Genomic DNA, 20,898 nt, shown 5'->3' with positions numbered 1-20,898 from the left:
TGAACACGTAGATGAAAGCGGAGCCAGAATGCCTGACTCCGCGCTTTCTGACGGCATGTATCAGACGGTCTTAAACTCCGCTTCAGCCGTGTCGAAACGCTGTTCGACGGCGGCGGACGGCTTGCTGCCCATCAGGCTGACAACCCAGATCGCAAACGAGGCAAAGATAAAGCCGGGGATGATTTCATACAGGTTCAGCCAGGCGTATTGCTTCCACACCAGCACGGTAATGGCACCGACCAACATTCCGGCCAACGCGCCGTTGCGGGTCATGCGTTTCCACATGACTGAAATCAAAATCACTGGCCCAAACGCCGCGCCGAACCCGGCCCACGCATAGCTCACCAGCCCCAGCACGCGGTTTTCCGGGTTTGCGGCCAGCGCAATCGCCACCAGTGCGACTACCAGCACCATCGCGCGGCCAACCCAGACCAGCTCGAACTGGCTGGCATTTTTGCGCAGGAAGGCTTTGTAGAGATCTTCTGTAATAGCGCTCGAACAGACCAGCAATTGACAGCTCAGCGTACTCATGACGGCCGCCAGAATGGCGGAGAGCAGCACCCCGGCCACCCACGGATTGAACAGAATTTTCGCCAGTTCAATGAACACGCGTTCACCGTTTTGCGACACATTGCCCGCCTGCCCCGGATTATTACTGAAATACGCAATACCGAAGAAACCCACGGCGACGGTTCCTGCCAGACAAAGGATCATCCAGGTCATGCTGATGCGGCGTGCACTGCGGATAGTGCGGTGCGAGTCGGCCGCCATAAAGCGCGCCAGAATGTGCGGCTGGCCGAAATAGCCCAGTCCCCAGCCCAGCAGCGACAGGATCGCCACCAAATTCATGCCTTTAAACATATCGGTATATTCAGGATTTTTGGCGTTGATCACCATCATTGAGGTATCAATGCCGCCCACCGCCAGAATCACAATCACCGGCGTCAGGATCAGCGCAAAAATCATCAGGCTGGCCTGCACGGTATCCGTCCAACTGACCGCCAGAAAACCGCCGATGAAGGTATAGATGATGGTAGCGGCGGCACCGGCCCACAGTGCAGTCTGGTAGGTCATGCCAAAGGTGCTTTCAAACAGACGCGCACCGGCCACGATGCCGGAAGCACAATAGATGGTGAAGAACACCAGAATGACGATGGCCGAGATAATGCGCAGCATTTTGCTCGAATCTTCAAAGCGATGCGTGAAGTAGTCCGGCAAGGTCAGCGCGTTATTGTTGGCCTCGGTATGGACCCTTAACCGCCCCGCCACCAGCTTCCAGTTGAGATAGGCTCCGATAGTCAGCCCGATGGCGATCCAGCTTTCAGAAATACCGGAGATAAAAATCGCACCCGGCAGGCCCATCAGCAGCCAGCCGCTCATATCGGACGCTCCGGCTGACAGGGCCGTCACCACGCTACCCAGACTGCGGCCACCGAGAATATAGTCATCGAAATTCTTGGTCCGCAAATAGGCAATCAGCCCGATGAGGATCATCCCGAAGATGTAAACACAAAACGTCACCATCATTGGCGTGTTCATTGTCATGCAAGTTCTCCACGTGTTGTTCTGTACACAATCTAAAAAAGAGTCAGTTCTGATGCGCCTCTGTTCGGGCTTTAGCACCAGCTAAAAAATCAAATTCGGCGGGATACTCTGCGAGCCAAAGTGCAATTACAAGATTTTTAACAAGGTTGTCACAAGAAGCTGATTCCAGGTCACATTTATTATGATTACGGGTTGCACCTTGCATTACATGCAGTTGCACCCGCCACAATTCGCGCACAGCGCGGTGAACATCAATAGCGGCAGAGTGGAAAATGTTAATAATCGAAGGAAATTCGGCATTGCCGCACATCATGTATTTAACAGGGTTGCACAAAGTTGCAACATCGATGATATTGCTGCACATAACAATGATCTTTCTTCACTCAATCTTCATCTGCACAGATGGATAATGGAGCTACAGGGTATGGGTATGACGACGATGGGCGTTAAACTGGACGAAGCGACGCGCGACAGATTGAAAGTCGCGGCTCAGGGCATCGACCGCACGCCGCACTGGCTGATCAAACAGGCAATTTACTCCTATCTGGAGCGGCTGGAAAATGGTGATGCGCTGCCTGAAATCCCGGCGTTGAATGCCAGTCATGCAGCAGAAAGCGATGAGCTACCCGCCCTTTCCTCCGTCGAGTCACATCAGCCTTTCCTCGATTTTGCCGAGCAGATTCTGCCGCAATCTGTCAGCCGTTCTGCCATCACCGCCGCCTACCGCCGCCCGGAAGCCGAAGCCGTCTCCATGCTGCTGGAGCAGGCCCGTTTACCTGCCCCGATGGATCAGGCAGCGCACAAGCTGGCCTATGATCTGGCCAGCAAACTGCGTAACCAGAAAAGCGCCAACGGCCGCGCCGGTATGGTACAAAGCCTGCTGCAAGAGTTCTCGCTCTCCTCGCAGGAAGGTGTGGCCCTGATGTGCCTGGCCGAGGCCCTGTTACGTATTCCGGATAAACCGACGCGTGACGCCCTGATCCGCGACAAAATCAGCACCGGCAACTGGCATTCTCATCTGGGCCGCAGCCCGTCGCTGTTCGTCAACGCCGCGACCTGGGGTCTGTTATTCACCGGTAAGCTGGTCGCCACGCACAACGAAACCAACCTGTCACGCTCACTGAGCCGCGTTATCGGCAAAGGCGGCGAGCCGCTGATCCGCAAAGGCGTGGACATGGCGATGCGCCTGATGGGCGAGCAGTTTGTCACCGGCGAAACCATCGCCGAAGCGCTGGCCAATGCGCGTAAACACGAAGAGAAAGGTTTCCGCTACTCCTACGACATGCTGGGTGAAGCCGCGCTGACGGAGAAAGATGCGCAGGCCTATCTGCTCTCTTATCAGCAGGCCATTCACGCCATCGGTAAAGCCTCCAACGGGCGCGGTATTTATGAAGGTCCGGGCATTTCCATCAAGCTTTCGGCCCTGCACCCGCGTTACAGCCGTGCACAGTATGAGCGCGTGATGGACGAACTCTATCCGCGTCTGCTGGCGCTGACCCTGCTGGCCCGCCAGTACGATGTCGGTATCAATATTGATGCTGAAGAAGCTGACCGTCTTGAGATCTCTCTCGACCTGCTGGAAAAACTCTGTTTCGAGCCGGAACTGGCAGGCTGGAACGGCATCGGTTTCGTGATTCAGGCCTATCAGAAACGCTGCCCGATGGTGATCGACTATCTGACCGGTCTGGCGCAGCGCAGCCGCCGCCGCCTGATGATCCGTCTGGTGAAAGGCGCCTACTGGGACAGTGAAATTAAACGCGCTCAGGTAGACGGTCTGGAAGATTACCCGGTCTATACCCGCAAAGTGTATACAGACGTCTCTTATCTGGCCTGTGCCCGCAAACTGCTGGCCGTACCGAACCTGATTTATCCGCAGTTCGCCACCCATAACGCCCACACGCTGGCCGCCATTTACCAGCTGGCAGGCAATAATTATTACCCCGGACAGTACGAATTCCAGTGCCTGCACGGCATGGGTGAACCCCTGTACGAACAGGTGGTCGGTAAAATCACGGAGGGCAAACTCAACCGCCCTTGCCGTATTTATGCTCCGGTCGGCACCCATGAAACCTTGCTGGCCTATCTGGTCCGCCGCCTGCTGGAAAACGGGGCCAATACGTCGTTCGTCAACCGTATTGCTGATGCGACGTTACCGCTCGATGAACTGGTTGCCGATCCGGTGAAAGCCGTCGAAGCGCTGGCGGCCAGTGAAGGTCAGATCGGCCTGCCACATCCACGCATTGCGTTACCGCGTCACTTGTATGGTCAGGATCGCGTCAACTCGTCCGGGCTCGATATGTCCAATGAACACCGTCTGGCCTCGCTCTCCAGCGCCCTGCTGAGCGGTGCCGCGCATCCGTTAAAAGCCCAGCCAATGATTGATGCGGATCTCGATAACGGCGAGTTTATACCCGTAACTAACCCGGCAGAACCGTCCGATGTTGTCGGCCATGTGCGCGAAGCGACCGAGGTTGAAGTCAGCCGTGCGCTCGACGCCGCCGCCGCCGCTGGCCCGATCTGGTTTGCGACACCTCCCGAAGAGCGTGCTGCAATCTTGCAACGTGCCGCAGAATTGATGGAAGGCGAACTGCAAAGTCTGCTTGGCGTGCTTGTGCGTGAAGCGGGGAAAACCTTTAATAACGCCATCGCCGAAGTGCGTGAAGCGGTAGATTTCCTGCACTACTACGCCGGGCAGATCCGTGAGCAGTTTGACAACAACACGCACCGCCCGTTAGGCACTGTGGTGTGTATCAGCCCGTGGAACTTCCCGCTGGCGATTTTCACCGGACAGATCGCCGCCGCGCTCGCCGCTGGCAACAGTGTACTGGCCAAACCGGCTGAACAAACACCGCTGATTGCCGCACAGGCCGTGCGAATTTTGCATGAAGCAGGCATTCCGGCGGGTGTATTACAACTGCTGCCAGGCCAGGGTGAGACTGTCGGCGCACAGCTGGTCAATGATGAACGCGTACGCGGCGTGCTGTTTACCGGCTCCACCGACGTAGCAGGTATTTTGCAACGTAGCATTGCAGGTCGTCTGGATCCGCAGGGCCGCCCTGTTCCGCTGATTGCCGAAACCGGCGGGCTGAACGCCATGATTGTGGACTCCTCAGCCCTGACCGAGCAGGTGGTCACCGACGTCGTGGCATCGGCCTTCGACAGTGCCGGACAGCGCTGTTCTGCTCTGCGCATCCTGTGTATTCAGGAGGACGTGGCCGAACATACGCTGCAAATGCTGCGCGGCGCCATGGCCGAGTGCCGTATGGGTAACCCGGAGCGTCTGTCTACCGACATCGGTCCGGTAATTGATGGTGAAGCGAAAGAGGGTATCGAGAAACACATTGATGCCATGCGCGCCAAAGGCCGTGTTGTGTATCAGGCCGTGCAGCACAGCGGGCAGGACCAGCCGGAATGGTCGCGCGGAACGTTCGTTAAGCCGACCCTGATTGAACTGGATAGCTTCGACGAACTAAAAAAAGAGATCTTTGGCCCGGTACTGCACGTCGTGCGCTATGCGCGTCAGGACCTCGATAAGCTGATTGAGCAGATCAACGCAGCAGGTTATGGCCTGACGTTGGGCATTCACACCCGTATTGATGAGACCATCAACCGTGTGACGTCCAGAGCCAAAGTCGGCAACATGTACGTTAACCGCAATATGGTCGGTGCAGTCGTTGGTGTACAGCCTTTCGGCGGCGAAGGTCTCTCAGGTACCGGTCCGAAAGCCGGGGGGCCGCTCTATCTCTATCGCCTGCTGTGCAGCCGCCCGCAGAACGCAGTGTCACAAACGCTGCGCATTCAGGATCAGGAACTGCCGCTGGATGTCTCACTGCTCGAGGCGTTGCTGGCTCCGCATCAGGCGCTGCAACAGTGGGCCGCCGGTGAGAAACACCGCGAAGAACTGGCCTCACTGTGCGAACGCTTTGCGCTCGCGGCTCAGGGCGGCACGGTACGCATTCTGCCGGGCCCAACAGGCGAACGTAACACCTACGCTCTGTTACCACGTGAACGCGTGCTGGCACTGGCCGATAACCAGGATGACGCGCTGATCCAGCTCGCCGCCGTGACGGCGACCGGTTGCCGTATCTTATGGCCGGAGGCACCGTTGCAGCGTGAGTTGTTCAAGCAGTTGCCGAAAGCCGTTCAGGAACGGATTGATTTCGCCGTGGACTGGCAGGTTAATGGGCCCGAATTCGATGCCGTCATCTACCACGGCGACGCAGACCAGCTGCGCGCACTGTGCCAGACGGTTGCCAAGCGCCCTGGCGCCATTGTCTCGGTTCAGGGCTTTGCCCGCGGCGAAGACAATATCCTGCTGGAGCGGTTGTTGCATGAGCGCTCATTGAGTGTGAATACGGCGGCGGCCGGGGGTAATGCGAGTTTGATGACGATCGGGTGATGACTATGTGAGATCTTCCCCCTGCGTAGAGTAGCACTCTGAGATATACGACTTCATTCAGAGTTCAACCAGACAAAGGGGGAAGCAAAATAGAGCGACCGCAAATTCAATCTATTAAGTCTTATCGTAAAAATCTGATTTTTTATAAAAATGATAATTGTTAACCAACAAAGCCTCTCTTTCGTAAGCGCAATCTATATTTAATGTATATTTTTCGTTAAGGGATGTGCGGGCTATGTACTGTAAGAACATCAGTGTATCCGGTACTTTACTTATTAGTCTGACATGTATTCCTGTACAGGCTCAGACAGACATCCCCACCTCTTCAAAAACGGTTGTTTTACAAACTTTGGCTCCGGCGGAGTCATCATTTCTGCTGCCCGCAAACGGCAAAATCAATACCAATTCCGGCGATAGTATAGATGGTGATAATTCCCGCAACTGGCAATTACTGATTTATGGCGTCGTCAACGCGGCCAGCAGCGGTGTATCCCTCTCATCTGCCATTACCGGTGGCCTGCTTATCAATAACTACGGGAAGATCATATCGAGAAGCACGTCAGCCTCAGAGGCGGGCGTGGTATTGCAAAACGGCGGTGTACTGAGCAACTACGGCATCATTACCGGCAGCGGTGGTACAGCTGTATTATTCAGCGGCCCAAACAGTACCCTGGCATTGAATACAGGTTCAGTGCTGAACGGGGACGTCATCAGCAATGGCGCGAACAATACGCTGATTTTTAACGGTACCGGCAGCACGACAAGTCATTTCGCAGGCAGCAGCGGATTTAGCCGTTTTATCGTCAATGCAGATCCCTTTACGAGTGATCAGAATCATTGGAAGACCTCCGGAGATATTCTGCTCAACGGTTCATCTTTCACCAGTGGTATGATCAATAGTGGATTGCTGGTCACGAGCGGTAATATCAATGCTACTAACACCGCGGCCGGGATCACTGTCGCCAAAGGGGCATTTTTGCAGGTCGGTCAGGGAGGAACCACAGGGCAAATTAATGTGCCAGTAGTGGTCAACGGTGTCCTTACCTTCTTCCGCTCCGACGCGTCATTGCGCATTAATACAGAAGTGGCAGGTAACGGTGTTGTTATTCTGCGCGGTACCGGTGTGAATGGACAGTCCACCTATGTACTGGATTCACATAGTGAAGATTTTCACGGCAATATTATTATTGGTGATGGTGCAAGACTTCAGTCAATCGCAGCGAATCCGACGCCGCAGGCGAATATTTATGTTGCTGATGGCGGCACACTTTGGCTTGGTAGCTCAGCTAACTATGCTACGCCTGTTTATTTGCAGGGCAACGGCTGGAATGAAACTGGCGGCCAGCAATATGGAGCACTGAGACTCGACAGCAACGCCGAACAATCAGGTCCGGTCACGCTGCTTGGCAATACACGGATTACAGCAATATTCGGTGAATATTTTGGTACGATCAGCGGCAATATCAGTGATGGTGACAACGGATATGTTTTAACAAAAACCGGCGCTGGGGAAATTAGCCTGCTCGGAAATAATACTTACAGTGGTGGCACGCTGATTGCTGATGGAGGACTGGTTGTAAGTGCCGATACCAATCTTGGTACACCGACGGCCCCCCTCAGCTTCCTTACCGGCACGTTAAAGATGGCGGAGCCTTTCGTCAGCCAGCGCCCGCTGGTGTTTAACGCCGGCTCCGGCACACTGACATCGATGTCAGCTAATGCATTCAATGGTGATATCAGCGGCATTGGTCACATTAATATCCAACAAGGCAACATCACCTTCGGGGGTAATGATAGCCACACCGGAGGTACATTCATCAATAACGGTGCACTGCTGCAAATTGGATCTGGCCTGCAAAATGCCAATAGCGGCACCCTGAATGGTAACGTCGTGAACAACGGTACACTGATATTTAACCGGGCGGGGACCTCAGAATACAAAGGTACCCTCAACGGAACGGGTGCTCTGTTTAAGGAAAATAGCGGAACCGTGGTGCTCTCAGGCACTGGCTCAAGTCAGCACAACATTCAGGTTAACGGCGGTAAACTGGTCTTCGCCTCGCCCGGCGTGTTCAATACCACAGGCAGTGTGGCAACCGCTGCAAACGCCACTACGTCAGTTTCCTCCGGGGCGATTTTGCAAATTGCCACCGAATTGCAACAGGAAGCGCAGGCCAACCTAGAAGTGTCAGTGAACCTGATGCAGCCTGCCATCGTGGCAACTCAGTTTCTGCTTGATGGCACATTGAGCCTCAGCGGTGCCATTGCCTCAGCAACCGAAGCCGCCAGTAAAACCCTGACTATTTTACACAGTACCAGTACCGCCGGGATCAACGGCGATTTTACGTCTCTGGGATTTAGCAACTCTGCCGATTATCTGGTGGTATATGGCGGTAAGGCCAATGCCGATACCGACTACGTACTGGATTTCGGGCTGCGCTGGCTAGCCGGGCCTGCGTTGGGCAACGGCACTTTCACCCTCAATAACGCGGCCGATATCTTTAACGTGGATGTGGCCCTCAACGATCAAACTGGCCCTTTTAGCCGTGGCTGGGATGGTAAAACGCTGACGAAAGCCGGCGCCGGAACGCTTATTCTTTCACAGGTTAACGGCTACGACGGCGCGACGCAGATTAACGGCGGGACACTGCAAACTAATATCGCTGATGCCCTGCTTTCCTCTTCATCCGTCAGCATCGCGGGTGGCGCAAACCTTGCGCTCAATAATTTCAATCAACACATCAATAATCTGAGCGGTAACGGCAATGTTGCCCTTGGCAGTGCTAGCCTTACCGCCATCAGTAATGATGCGACACAACTCTCCGGTAATATCAGCGGCACGGGTGGCCTGAGCAAAGAGGGAGCGCAGTCATTGACCCTTTCAGGTAACAGCACTTACAGCGGTGGGACACAAATTAACGATGGGTCAGTGATTGCAACAACCGGTAGTGCATTAGGCAGCGGCACCGTAACAAATTCCACCCTGCTTGACCTCAATTTCAATACCAATGACGTGATGAATAATTTACTGACCGGCAGCGGCTCGCTGGTGAAAAGTGGCACGGCTATCGCGGCGCTTACGGCCTCTGACTCAAGGGTCGGAAGCGTCGCAACACAGCAAGGGACTCTGCTGCTGGCCACGAATGGCAGTTTTACTACTGCCGGCGATTTTCTCACCACCGCAGTTGCAACGAGTGCCATTGGCCCACGCAGCAGCGTAAATACCGGTGGGCTGTTTGACGTCGAAGGTACGCTCTCTCTGCTGCTAGGCGGTATCGAACCCGTCGTTCAGGCCACTCAGGTCGCGCTGGGGTCACTCTCTACGCTGAATATCGCCGGAATAACTTCGCCAGAGGGCGCCACCGAGGAGCAACTGGCAGTAAACAGCTATCTGGCCTTGAAAGCCGGGTCGCCAGGTGCACTCACCGGGGTATTCTCCACGTTGCATATTGGTGGTGCTTCATTACCTGTTGATTATGCCTCGGTCACCGGCTTCACCGATCTCCAGCAACAAAATTATAACGTCGGGATCCGCCTTAACTGGTACGCCGCACACTCGGACACGCCAGATGTTGCTACCGGTACTTTTACGCTGGCAAACGGCAGTGAAGAGTTTGATCTGGCGACGCCGCTGATTGACCAACCCGCAAATATTCTGACCGGCTGGGACGGCAAAACGCTAACCAAAGCGGGAGACGGAACCCTCATCCTCTCGCGGCATAATGTTTACACCGGTGCAACGTTGATTACGGAGGGGACACTACAAACCGGCATTACCGATGCATTTACTCAAAGTAGTAATATCGCTATCTCCAACGGCGCGCAACTTGCGCTCGGCGGCTTCGATCAGCACATCAATGCGCTTTCCGGTAGCGGTGATATCAGCCTCGGCAGCGCCACGTTGTTCCTCAATAACACAGAGGATAATCGCTTTGCCGGGCAAATCAGCGGCGACGGCGGTGTGACAAAATCAGGTAACGGCTCATTAACGGTGACGGGCGATTCCACCTATACCGGGACGACCACCATTAATGCAGGAACACTGTTGCTTGGCGTTGCCGATAGTCCCGCAGACCTTGCAAGTTCTCAGGTAAATATCGCCAGTGGCGCCACTTTTGGCGGTTACGGCAGCACTGCGGGCAACGTAAATAATCAGGGGACATTCGCTATCGCCGATGCTGTCCCGGCCTACAGCAACGACGCGACCGGTCATTTCAATATCGGCGGTAATCTGCAAAACAACGGCAATATTATTATGGCCAGCACCCTGCCTGCCAGTACCCTGACGGTGAAGGGAAATTATACCAGCAACAATGGTCTGTTGACGTTAAGCACGGTGCTGGGCGGTGACAATTCGGCAACCGACAAACTGGTTATTCTGGGCGATAGTGCCGGAACAACACGGGTTCAAATTAACAATGCGGGTGGCCAAGGTGCGCAGACCAATAAGGGCATTGAGCTTATTTCCGTGGCCGGTCAGTCAAAGGGTGTTTTCACTCAGGCAAACCGCGTCACCGCCGGTACCTATGACTATTTTCTGCAAAAAGGTCCTTCAGATGGCAATTGGTATCTGCTTTCACAAATACAGCCTAACCCACCCACGCCTGTCGAGCGGGTTATCCGCCCGGAGGCAGGCAGTTACACTGCAAATATGGGTGCCGCCCGTACCTTGTTTAATCATCAATTAAGCGATCGTGCCGGACGTGCTGAGAACTCGACATTGTGGCTGCGTCAGAGTGGCTCACACACCAATTTCTACGATAATTCAGGCCAGCTCAAAACCACCTCTAACCGTTATGTGGTTCAGGGTGGAGGCGAATTGTGGTCGGGGCAGTTTGACATTCAAGATAGCCTGGGTATCGGCATGATGGCGGGTTACGGCAATGCGCACAGCAATACGGACTCCGGGCGCAGCGGCTATCAGTCAAAAGGTACGGTTGACGGCTATAGCAGTGGCCTGTATGCCACCTGGTACCAGAATGCGAAAACCCAGGAAGGGGTCTATGCCGACAGCTGGTTGCAGTACAACTGGCTTAACGCCAGCGTTAACGGTGAACAGCTCTCCTCTGAGGATTACGGCATTAACGGATTTAGCGGCTCAGTGGAGTCCGGATATCGCCAGCCGGTGTATCATGGCGAAAATGGAGATGTCCTTATCACCCCTCAGGCGCAGCTTATCTGGAGCGGGATGCGAGCAGACGACCATACCGAAAGCAACGGCACACGTGTCAGTTCAACCGATGGCAACAACCTGCTGAGCCGTTTGGGTATGAAAATTTCCCGCGATGGCGTCTCCAGCCAAGACCGCACCAGCGGTAAGCTTTTCACCACCTACGTAGAGGCTAACTGGCTACATAACACGGCTTCTAATGGCGTTAGTCTGGATGGTGACAACGTTACAGAGGCAGGAACTTCAAATATCGGTGAAGTAAAACTGGGCGTTGAGGGAAAATTGAATAACCATCTGAACGTGTGGACCAATGTTGGCCAGCAGATCGGCGGTGAAGGTTACAGTGATTTATCCGCGGTTATTGGGATGAATTATCAGTTTTGATACGGACATGGTTAAGAGGGCTTGACCGGCCCTCTTAACCATGTGTAAAAAGAAACACAGTCGGTGTATCAGTGTGCGAGAAACTTCTCGAGAAACTGCTTTGTACGCGCCTGCTGCGGATTCGAAAAGAGCTCTTTCGCTGGCCCCTGCTCCACAATTCTCCCCTGATCCATGAATATCGCCCGGTCGGCAACATCGCGGGCAAAACTCATCTCATGGGTCACGATGACCATGGTGCGGTGCTCCTGCGCCAGAGCGCGGATAGTGTTGAGCACTTCACCGACCAGTTCGGGGTCGAGCGCGGAGGTGGGTTCGTCGAACAAAATCACTTCCGGGTTCATCGCCAGTGCGCGGGCGATGGCGACACGCTGCTGCTGCCCACCGGACAAACGCCGGGGATAAGCATCCTCTTTACCGCTCAGGCCGACTTTCTCCAGCAACTGACGGGCGTAGGCAATGGCTTTGGCGCGCGGTTCACCCTTCACAATCACCGGCCCTTCAATGATGTTTTCCATCACAGAACGGTGCGGAAACAGGTTGAAGTTCTGGAACACAAAACCGACCTGCTGGCGCAACTTGCGAACGTTCTCTTTCTGTTTGCTTATCGGACGGCTGCCGTCGATTTGAATATTGCCCACGGTGATGGTGCCGGAATCCGGCTCTTCCAGCAGATTAATGCTGCGCAACAACGTGGTTTTGCCTGAACCGCTCGGCCCGATGATCGCCACCACTTCGCCCGAGTTCACCTGTAAATCGATACCGTGCAGCACCGTCTGACCGTTGAAGGCTTTCGTCAGTTGTTTAACGTCAATGGTACTCATGAAGGCTCCTGATCCTGACGGTTAACCCGGTCTTCCAGACGATTTTGCAGGAAGGATAAAACGGTCGCCAGCACCCAGTAAATCAGTGAGGCGGCGAGGTACATAGTGAACACTTCCAGCGTGCGCGACGTGACCAATTGCGCCTGACGGAACAGTTCAGGGACCTGAATGGTAGCCGCAAGCGAGGTGTCTTTCACCAGACCAATAAAGCTGTTGCCCAGCGGCGGCAACGCGGTACGGGCAGCCTGCGGTAAAATCACGCGGCGCATCGCCTGCCAGCGGCTCATGCCGATGCTGGCGGCAGCTTCCCACTGGCCCTTCTCGATGGACGAAATCGCCGCACGCAGGGTTTCCGAGGTGTAAGCCGCCGTATTGAGTGACAAACCAATCATCGCCGCCGGAATAGGATCCAGCTCAATGCCGAATTGTGGCAGGCCGTAGTAAATCATGAATAGCTGTGCAATCAGCGGCGTACCGCGAAATATGGACACATAGAAACGCGACAACCATGACAGCGGCCAGAATTTCGACAGACGCATCAGCGCCAGCATGAATCCGAGCGCAAGCCCGAACACCATCCCGCCCAGACTGAGCTGAAGGGTGAACAGCGTACCTTTTAATAAAAAGGGTGCTGAATCCAGCACCAGTTGAAGACTTTCTTGCATCCGATAAGAACCTTTTGGATCAGTGCCCTAAATAATTGAGGCTGCATCAAAACGACAAGCGCAGAGACAGCCCCAAGTATGGCGGGCATTATTTGGTGACGTCAGCGCCAAACCATTTTTGCGAAATCTTAGCTAAAGAACCGTCTTTCTGCATTTCGGCGATCGCGTTATTGATTGCGGCCAGCAGTTCCGGATTGTCTTTGCGGATCGCAACGCCTGATTCCTGACGGGAGAATGGTGCGCCTGTCACAGCCAGAGTGTTACCCGTTTTCTTCACCAGATCGAGTGCTGCCAGGCGGTCAACCAGAATGACGTCAATACGTCCTACGCGCAGATCCTGGTATTTAGTCGGGTCATCATCATAGGTACGAACATCCACGCCCGGTACGTTGGCACGCAGCCACTGCTCATAATTGGTGCCCAAACCGACGCCAACTTTTTTCCCTTTCAGATCTTCAGGTTTAGAGAAATTAGCCTCGTTGCCTTTTTTAGTCAGCGCCTGAATACCGGAAACAGTATATGGCGTTGAAAAATCATATTTTTTCTGACGCTCAGGGGAGATGGTCACCTGGTTAATTACCACGTCAATTCGCTTGGATGCCAGTGATGCCAGCATCCCGTCCCACTTGGTCGGTTGAAGCTTGGCTTTAACACCCATGTGTTGTGCCAGAGATTCGGCGAATTCGACTTCAAAACCGGTCAGTTTACCGTCTTCACCTTGGAAACTGAACGGAGGATAGGTGCCTTCCAGACCGACAATCAGCGTCCCACGCTCTTTCACTTTAGCCAGTAAACCTTCGTCAGCGGCAAAGCTGTTGCTGACCATACCGCTGGTCAACGTGAGTGCGACAGCACCCAGAAGTAAACGACGACGCAATGTAGAGAAACCCATATTCACCTCATTCGATTCAATTGTTGTTATGAACAATTTGTTGTTATGAACAAATAAATGTTATCAACGGCCACTGCGTTTTTAATGCGCATAACTGGCGGAAAATCATCATTATTCTCATGTCTTCATGCCAGGCGAACGTTAACACCCGTCAGAAAGATTATCAGGAATATAATCCTCTAATCTTAGCGCAAAAAAGAATAAGTGTTGCTGTACGGGCATAAGTGCAACATCAGGCTGCGCCTATCACTGCGATAAGTGACGGGAGCAGCCTAAACTGCCGGTTTTACACCTGCGGGTGATAGGCGAACAGTGCAGGTGCGCCGCCGGTATGAATGAACAAAATCGGCCCTTCCCCCGTAAAACGCCCGCGCTCAATGCCGTCCAGCAAACCCGCCATCGCTTTGCCGGTATACACCGGATCCAGCAGCATCGCTTCCTGTTGGGCCAGTAATTTGATCGCCGCGAGCCCCTCTTCACTTGGCTCGCCATAGCGCGGACCAAAATAGTCGTCCCACAGATGAATCGGCGGCAATGCTTCGTCAAACTGCAATCTTTTAGCGACGTCACGCGCAATTGCTTCGACTTTCGGACGCTGCTGATCGGCAGTACGTGACACCGTCACGCCAATCAGTTTGGTGGCAGGCATCAGATGATGCAGCGCAACGGCCAGCCCTGCGTGGGTTCCTGCGCTGCCGGACGCCACCACAATGGCGCTGAAATCGACAAAGCCGGAGGCACTTTGCTCGGCAATTTCCAGCGCGCATTGCACATAACCCAGTGCACCCAGCGCGTTGGAGCCGCCCACTGGCACAATATAGGGGCGGAACCCCTGCGCTTCGAGTTTTTCCGCTTCGTCGGTAAGCTGGGTCATCGGGTCATGCAAAGCCTCGCACATCACCACGTCCACATTGAACAGGTCGAGCAGCAAACGGTTCCCGTTGGTCAGGTAGTTGACCTGCGTGGTGCCGATCGGGTTCTCCAGCAGCGCCACGCACTTCATGCCGAGCTTGGCGGCAACGGCGGCGGTCTGTCGTACGTGGTTGGACTGAATAGCACCGGCAGTGATCAGCGTATCCGCGCCCTCTTCGAGCGCTGCTGCTGCCAGAAATTCCAGCTTTCTCAGTTTGTTACCGCCCATCGCCAGCGGCGTGACATCGTCACGTTTAATATAAATCGGGCGGCCAACGTAATCGGAAAGACGGTTGAGTCTCTCCAGCGGCGTCACGCTGCCCAGCAGATCCAGGCGTGAAAAGGCTTCCAGCCGATGTTTAACCAATGAAATTTGAGCAGGCACAGTGTTCCCCTAAGCGCTTGATGGCACGCGCTATCGCTATGATGAGAATGAGATTGATGACGATAAGATGTGTGGATTGTTATCAGTAAATTATATACAGAATCTATACAATCTTGCGGTGGATGCAACACAAAAAAAACAGGCCCCCGAAGGAGCCTGTCGATAACCGAGCCTTTAGCAAAAATCCATTATGCCGATTTTTGCCATGCCAGATACTGATCGTACTTTCGCAACGCAATCCGGTAGTTATCATGCGCTGCCACCGGCAGGTCGCTGATAATACGCTGATGGATGCTCTCCCCGCGCGTCCGTTCCAGGGGATAATTTTGGGCAACCAGAATTTCATCCAGACGGCGCAGGCGCACAACATATTCGCGTACCGTGCTGTGATTCATTTCGGTTTGCTCAAACAGATACTGCTTGAACGCCATAATGTCGAAGTAAGACGAATGGCTGTTACAGCTGATCTCACTGCAAAAACGGCACAGCGCGGTCAGTTCCTGCGAAAGATTGCGCCACACCTCGTCGTCAATAGGCTGGTCCATCTTGGCGATGGCCTCTTTATTGATGACCTGCCCACGAAATACCAGCGCCATCCGGTCGAGTTCTTTCGCGCATTGTGAACAGTGAGTCTGACTGTGTTTAAAATCTTTTAGATAACGGCTGAGTGGCCGCGTTTTTAGTCCCGCTGGCATAATTTATTCCTGGTGAGGAGGATAAAATATATACCCACAATATTTCGGGTTGCAGGAACGCGGGAAACGCCAGCGCCCCCAGATTCACGGCTAAACCATGTGACTGGGGTTGAGAGCGGCCAACGCCTGTGCAACTCAAAGTATGACGGGTATTTAACCGGCCAGGAAAAAGCGGATTAGTGGTCGTTAGCCAGGCGGGCGCGTAAACGCTTAATGGCCTGACTGTGTAGCTGGCTGACGCGGGATTCCCCGACGTCCAGTACTGCCCCAATCTCTTTTAAATTCAACTCTTCCTGGTAGTAAAGCGTTAATACCATCTTTTCCCGTTCTGGTAGTGCGTCAATGGCATCCATCACCCGCTGGCGTAAATTACCCTCCAGTAAATGATGTAACGGGTTGGCCTCTTCGTGCCCTTCCATCAACGCTTCGGCTGTGTCGCCGTGTTCTTCGCGCCATTCGTCATAAGAGAATAACTGGCTGCTGTTGGTATCCATCAAAATCTGGCGGTATTCCTCAATGGGAATATCCAGCGTCTGCGCCACTTCGCCTTCGCTCGGTGGTCGCCCTAACCGCTGTTCCGTATGGTGCATCGCCTGAGAAACTTCACGCGCATTACGCCGCACGCTACGAGGTACCCAGTCACGGCTGCGCAGCTCGTCGAGCATTGCACCACGGATTCGCTGAACCGCATAGGTAGTAAATGCCGTACCTTGCATGGCATCAAACCGGTCAACCGCATTTAGCAGACCAATCCCTCCCGCTTGCAGCAGATCGTCGAGCTCTACGCTGGCGGGAAGCCGTACCTGCAAACGCAGGGCTTCATGGCGCACCAGAGGAACATAGCGCTGCCATAAAGAATTTTTGTCTATCACGCCGCTGGCGGTATACAGATCGCTCACTATCGTAACCTGGCAATGGGAGGGTCTGTACTATTATGCTTTCGCCACCACTTTCCAATCGCCTGAATAAGGACTTAAAAACGCGGCTATTTGGATTATGTCGCCGTGTTGAATAAATAACGGTCAGTGACTATATCAGCGATTTTGTCGGCGGCATCACAGTAAAAGGTAAAAATTGGTTAAAATTGGGGCAGGTCAGAAATGAAAAAAACCCCGCCGGAGCGGGGTTTTGCAGTCAACATCTTAGCGGTAAGGCGATTAGCCCTGCAGCAGAGACAGTACTGACTGAGGAACCTGGTTAGCTTTAGCCAATACTGAAGTACCTGCCTGCTGCAAGATCTGCGCACGGCTCATGTTAGATACTTCGGTAGAGTAGTCAGCATCCTGAATACGGCTACGTGCAGAAGTCAGGTTATCAACGGTGTTGCTCAGGTTAGTGATGGTAGATTCGAAACGGTTCTGAGAAGCACCCAGTGAAGAACGCTGAGTATCAACAGCTTTCAGCGCGGCATCGATATCAGCCAGTGGTGAAGTACCAGCAGAAGCACCTGTTTGGTCAACTTTACCGGTCAATACATCGAAGCCCTCAGCGGCTACGGTACGCAGGTTACCGTTTACTACGGTACCAGCAGCACTGTTACTTGCTGCAGCAGTACCGGCAGTTTTAGCGCCAGCGTAAGTGGCCAGATTGGTATCAACCTGAGTAGCAGCAGCTAATGAAGCATCTGCACTTGTTTTATCTCCTGCAACTGGTGTAGTTGCTGCATAACCAGTTTTGACTTTAGCTAATGCGTCAGAAATATTGGCATCACTGGTCAAACCTAATTTAGTACGCAATGCTGCTTCTGCTGTTTTTTCTGTGGCAGAGCCAGCAGTTGCAGCTGCATAAGCGCTCAACTCAGTTGCAGCGCCGGTCACTGCTGCAGTACCACCTGTTGCTGGTTTAGCCAAGGCTGTAGTGTAAGCAGTCTGGTATGCAGCGGTAGCAGTGGTGATGTTGCCGCTGGTATTGATGTTGCTGCCAGAGGTGCCGTCAGTGTTTGCTGCTGCCAGGTTCCAGCCTGCGCTTGAACCGATACCGATGCTGATTTGCTCGCCGTCTTTAGAACCCACCTGGAAATCGTAGTTGTTAGTCGCCGCAGTACGGTTATCCAACACTTTGATGCCGTTGAAGTCAGTTTGTTTGGTAACGCGGTTGATCTCTTCCATACGCTGGTTAACTTCAGACTGGATGGAGTCGATGTCAGATGCGGAGTTAGAGCTGTTCTGTGCCTGAACGGTCAGGTCACGAACACGTTGCAAGTTGTTGTTGATTTCGCCCAGTGCGCCTTCAGCGGTCTGCGACAGGGAGATACCGTCGTTAGCGTTACGGGAAGCAACGGTCAGGCCGTTGATGTTAGACGTGAAACGGTTGGCAATTGCCTGACCCGCTGCATCGTCTTTTGCGCTGTTGATACGCAGACCTGAAGACAGACGCTCGATGGCGGTGCCCAGGGATGCTTGAGATTTGTTCAGGTTGTTCTGAGTCATCAGGGACAAGCTGTTAGTGTTGATTACCGCCATAGTATGATTTCCTTAAATGCTGTTATTTAGGTTTAGGCTTCTGCCTACGGCTTTATCACCGTCCAAACTTGTATCGGCGCTACCACCAGAACCTTTAGTCAGAATCCAAAAAAATCGTAAAATAATCACTCTGCCCGATTTCTTTCCTTATACACCTAAAAATTAAGCCGCAAATTACCCCTAATATGCGCAGCTATTCTTGCCATAAAACTTTACAAACCCGGTATAAACTTCGTGACAATCTTGCCGATAACACTGGTAACAAACTTCTCTTTAAGGAATAACAAATGGCTAGTGTAAGCTCCCTCGGCGCCGGTACCACGCTTGACCTCAGCAGCTTAATGGATTCACTGACAACGGCAGAAAATGCGCGCATGACGCCGCTGACCACTCAGCAAACCTCTTATAAAGCCAAGCTGACCTCATTCAGTATTTTGCAAACGTCTCTGGATAAACTGAAAACCGCCAGCACCGCGCTGCAAAATGCCGGTCAGATTGCAGGAACCGCGGTTGCCAGCACCAACAGCTCCTTTACTGCGACCCTGACGGCCAACACCTCGGCCCCGGCGGGTTCTTACAATATTAACGTGACTCAGTTAGCCCAGTCGCAGTCCTTGTTATCTGGCGTGCAGACAGACCCCAAAGCCGCACTCGGTACCACCGGTGCCGCTAACCGCTCGATAACCATCGCTCAGAGCGGTAAAGATCCGGTCACTATCCCCCTGACTGACGACCAGACCAGCTTGAACGGTATCCGCGATGCCATCAACGCCAAGCAGGCGGGTGTGAGCGCAAGCGTGGTGAAAGCCGATGACAACAGCTACTACCTGGCGCTGACAGCGAACGATTCCGGTACTGCGAATGCCATGACGGTCAGTGTCTCCGGTGATAATGCCCTGAACAGCATCGTGGGTTATGACGCGACCGCCAGCACCAACGGCATGAAAGTCACCACACCGGCGCAGGATGCCAAATTCACCGTCAATAATCTGGAAATCACCCGCAGCAGCAACACCGTAACGGATGCGCTGGATGGCCTGACGCTGAATCTGAATTCCGTGACCAACGCGAACACCAGCAATACTGGCCCGGAAAAGCTGACAGTAACCCGCGACAGTACCGCGATGACCAAGGCGATTCAAAACTATGTGGATGCCTATAACTCGCTGCAAACCACCATCGCCAGCCAGACCGCCTATACCGCCGTGGACAAGGGTGCTGATACACAAAACTCCAGCAACGGTGCCCTGTTCGGTGACGGCACAGTACGTACCATTTCTACTCAGTTGCGTGGTCAGATTTCATCCGCCCAGCCAAACAGTGATTACGCCACACTGGCAAGTCTGGGCATCACTCAGGATATCAACGGCAAGCTGCAGGTAGACAGTACGAAGCTCAACAAAGCGCTGACGACTAAACCGACCAGTGTGGTTCAGTTCTTTGCTGGCGATGGGAAAACCACCGGTTTCGGCACGCAGGCGACTAACATGCTGACCAAGATGCTGGACTCCAATAACGGCACCATTCAGTCAGCCGAAGACGGAATTAATAAGTCGCTGAAGAATCTGTCTGACCAGATGACCAAAACCACCGCCAGCATTAACCTCAATCTGGCGAACTACAAAACGCAATTTACGAACTTATCCGTGCTGGTTAATAAACTGACCAACACCGGAAGCTATTTGACCCAGCAATTTGCCTCTACCAGCGCGAGTTAATAAGGACTGAATATGTACCACAACTCTGGCGCGAAGGCTTATGCACAAATTGGTCTGGAAAGCGCTGTCATGAGCGCTTCTCCGCATCAGCTTGTCGTAATGCTATTTGACGGGGCGCGCAGCGCCCTTATCCGCGCAGGTATTTTTATGCAACAAGGCGATATTTCCGGCAAGGGTAATGCGCTGTCTAAAGCCATCAATATTATCGATAACGGATTAATTGCCGGTCTGAGCCGTGAAAAAGGGGACCCGGCACTCGTCGATAACCTGGAAGCGCTTTATTCCTACATGGTTCGCCGCTTATTACATGCCAATTTACATAACGATCAGCAGGCGATCACCGAAGTGATGGTGCTGCTGGAAAATATAGCCGATGCCTGGCGGCAAATCGGCCCTAACTATCACCCCTCGCAGGACCAATACAATGGATCGACATCAGTACCTGGTTAAAGAATATCAGCTGATCCTGACGCTCAGCGAGCACATGCTGACGCTGGCGAAAGACGAAAAATGGGATGATTTGGTTGAACTGGAAGTCAGCTATCTGAAAGCGGTTGAGGCAACGACAAAGTTGCCTCTTTCTGAAGAGATCTCAGCGGCCGTTCAGAATTTGATTCGTGCACATTTGCGTCGCATTTTGGACAACGAAACTCAAATTAAAACTCTTTTGCAATCACGGATGAATAAGCTGGCCGAACTCATCGGCCAGTCCGTAAAACAGCAGGAGGTCAATACGACCTATGGGCGTTTTACCAACAGAGCCATCGCATTACGCGACCAGCAATAAATACGTTAAGACCTTTATTACCCCTTTGTATTATTTCTTGTGTATATTAAAGACTTCAGAGAC

14 protein-coding genes are annotated in these 20,898 nt (G+C 53.3%); 5 read left to right on the top strand and 9 right to left on the bottom strand.

The window, feature by feature from the left end; translation table 11 throughout:
* Positions 1 to 60: 60 nt before the first annotated feature.
* Both putP and ACZRKO_RS05750 read right to left on the bottom strand, forming a co-directional pair.
* Positions 61 to 1,545 carry a sodium/proline symporter PutP gene (putP, locus tag ACZRKO_RS05755; protein WP_463736266.1) on the bottom strand — a complete coding sequence of 495 codons (1,485 nt, stop codon included), beginning with the start codon at positions 1,543 to 1,545 and terminating at the stop codon, positions 61 to 63.
* 43 nt (positions 1,546 to 1,588) lie between these two features.
* Complete coding sequence (locus ACZRKO_RS05750) at positions 1,589 to 1,909, bottom strand: hypothetical protein (RefSeq protein ID WP_463736265.1); 321 nt, start codon at positions 1,907 to 1,909, stop codon at positions 1,589 to 1,591.
* A gap of 60 nt (positions 1,910 to 1,969) precedes the next feature.
* Between ACZRKO_RS05750 and putA the strand changes: the two genes are divergently transcribed.
* Positions 1,970 to 5,944 (top strand): trifunctional transcriptional regulator/proline dehydrogenase/L-glutamate gamma-semialdehyde dehydrogenase, encoded by a 3,975-nt coding sequence (gene putA / locus ACZRKO_RS05745; protein ID WP_463736264.1) that lies wholly within the window; start codon positions 1,970 to 1,972, stop codon positions 5,942 to 5,944.
* Positions 5,945 to 6,179: 235 nt separating this feature from the next.
* Positions 6,180 to 11,498, top strand: a complete 5,319-nt coding sequence (locus ACZRKO_RS05740) for an autotransporter outer membrane beta-barrel domain-containing protein (RefSeq protein ID WP_463736263.1) — start codon at positions 6,180 to 6,182, stop codon at positions 11,496 to 11,498.
* Between the two features lie 68 nt (positions 11,499 to 11,566).
* Here ACZRKO_RS05740 and tcyN read toward each other — a convergent pair whose 3' ends face one another.
* From tcyN to ACZRKO_RS05705, 7 genes are all read right to left on the bottom strand, one after another.
* A complete protein-coding gene (gene tcyN, locus ACZRKO_RS05735) occupies positions 11,567 to 12,319 on the bottom strand; it encodes an L-cystine ABC transporter ATP-binding protein TcyN (protein WP_463736262.1) in 753 nt (250 codons plus the stop codon).
* Positions 12,316 to 12,984, bottom strand: coding sequence for a cystine ABC transporter permease (tcyL, locus tag ACZRKO_RS05730; protein ID WP_463736261.1), 669 nt, complete (start codon positions 12,982 to 12,984; stop codon positions 12,316 to 12,318). Before tcyL ends, tcyN begins: the two co-directional genes overlap by 4 nt.
* Before the next feature lie 88 nt (positions 12,985 to 13,072).
* Positions 13,073 to 13,876, bottom strand: a complete 804-nt coding sequence (gene tcyJ, locus ACZRKO_RS05725) for a cystine ABC transporter substrate-binding protein (RefSeq protein WP_463736260.1) — start codon at positions 13,874 to 13,876, stop codon at positions 13,073 to 13,075.
* Positions 13,877 to 14,162: 286 nt separating this feature from the next.
* Positions 14,163 to 15,173: a D-cysteine desulfhydrase gene (locus ACZRKO_RS05720; protein ID WP_463736259.1), complete on the bottom strand. Its 1,011-nt coding sequence runs from the start codon at positions 15,171 to 15,173 to the stop codon at positions 14,163 to 14,165.
* 188 nt (positions 15,174 to 15,361) lie between these two features.
* Positions 15,362 to 15,868 (bottom strand): flagella biosynthesis regulatory protein FliZ, encoded by a 507-nt coding sequence (gene fliZ / locus ACZRKO_RS05715; protein ID WP_463736258.1) that lies wholly within the window; start codon positions 15,866 to 15,868, stop codon positions 15,362 to 15,364.
* 176 nt (positions 15,869 to 16,044) lie between these two features.
* Positions 16,045 to 16,767 carry an RNA polymerase sigma factor FliA gene (locus ACZRKO_RS05710; RefSeq protein ID WP_463736257.1) on the bottom strand — a complete coding sequence of 241 codons (723 nt, stop codon included), beginning with the start codon at positions 16,765 to 16,767 and terminating at the stop codon, positions 16,045 to 16,047.
* Positions 16,768 to 17,025: 258 nt separating this feature from the next.
* Positions 17,026 to 18,330: a FliC/FljB family flagellin gene (locus tag ACZRKO_RS05705; RefSeq protein WP_463736256.1), complete on the bottom strand. Its 1,305-nt coding sequence runs from the start codon at positions 18,328 to 18,330 to the stop codon at positions 17,026 to 17,028.
* 287 nt (positions 18,331 to 18,617) lie between these two features.
* On the opposite strand from ACZRKO_RS05705, the gene fliD reads away from it, so the two are divergent.
* From fliD to fliT, 3 genes are read left to right on the top strand one after another with little or no spacing between them, the layout of a single operon-like run.
* A complete protein-coding gene (gene fliD, locus ACZRKO_RS05700; protein WP_463736255.1) occupies positions 18,618 to 20,048 on the top strand; it encodes a flagellar filament capping protein FliD in 1,431 nt (476 codons plus the stop codon).
* A gap of 12 nt (positions 20,049 to 20,060) precedes the next feature.
* Positions 20,061 to 20,498: a flagellar export chaperone FliS gene (gene fliS / locus ACZRKO_RS05695; protein ID WP_463736254.1), complete on the top strand. Its 438-nt coding sequence runs from the start codon at positions 20,061 to 20,063 to the stop codon at positions 20,496 to 20,498.
* Complete coding sequence (gene fliT, locus ACZRKO_RS05690; protein WP_463736253.1) at positions 20,473 to 20,835, top strand: flagella biosynthesis regulatory protein FliT; 363 nt, start codon at positions 20,473 to 20,475, stop codon at positions 20,833 to 20,835. Before fliS ends, fliT begins: the two co-directional genes overlap by 26 nt.
* The last annotated feature ends 63 nt before the right edge of the window (positions 20,836 to 20,898 follow it).

The organism is Ewingella sp. C233 (assembly GCF_055407225.1).
The sequence above is the reverse complement of the archived record's forward strand: the minus strand, read 5'-3'. Positions and strand labels throughout refer to the sequence as shown.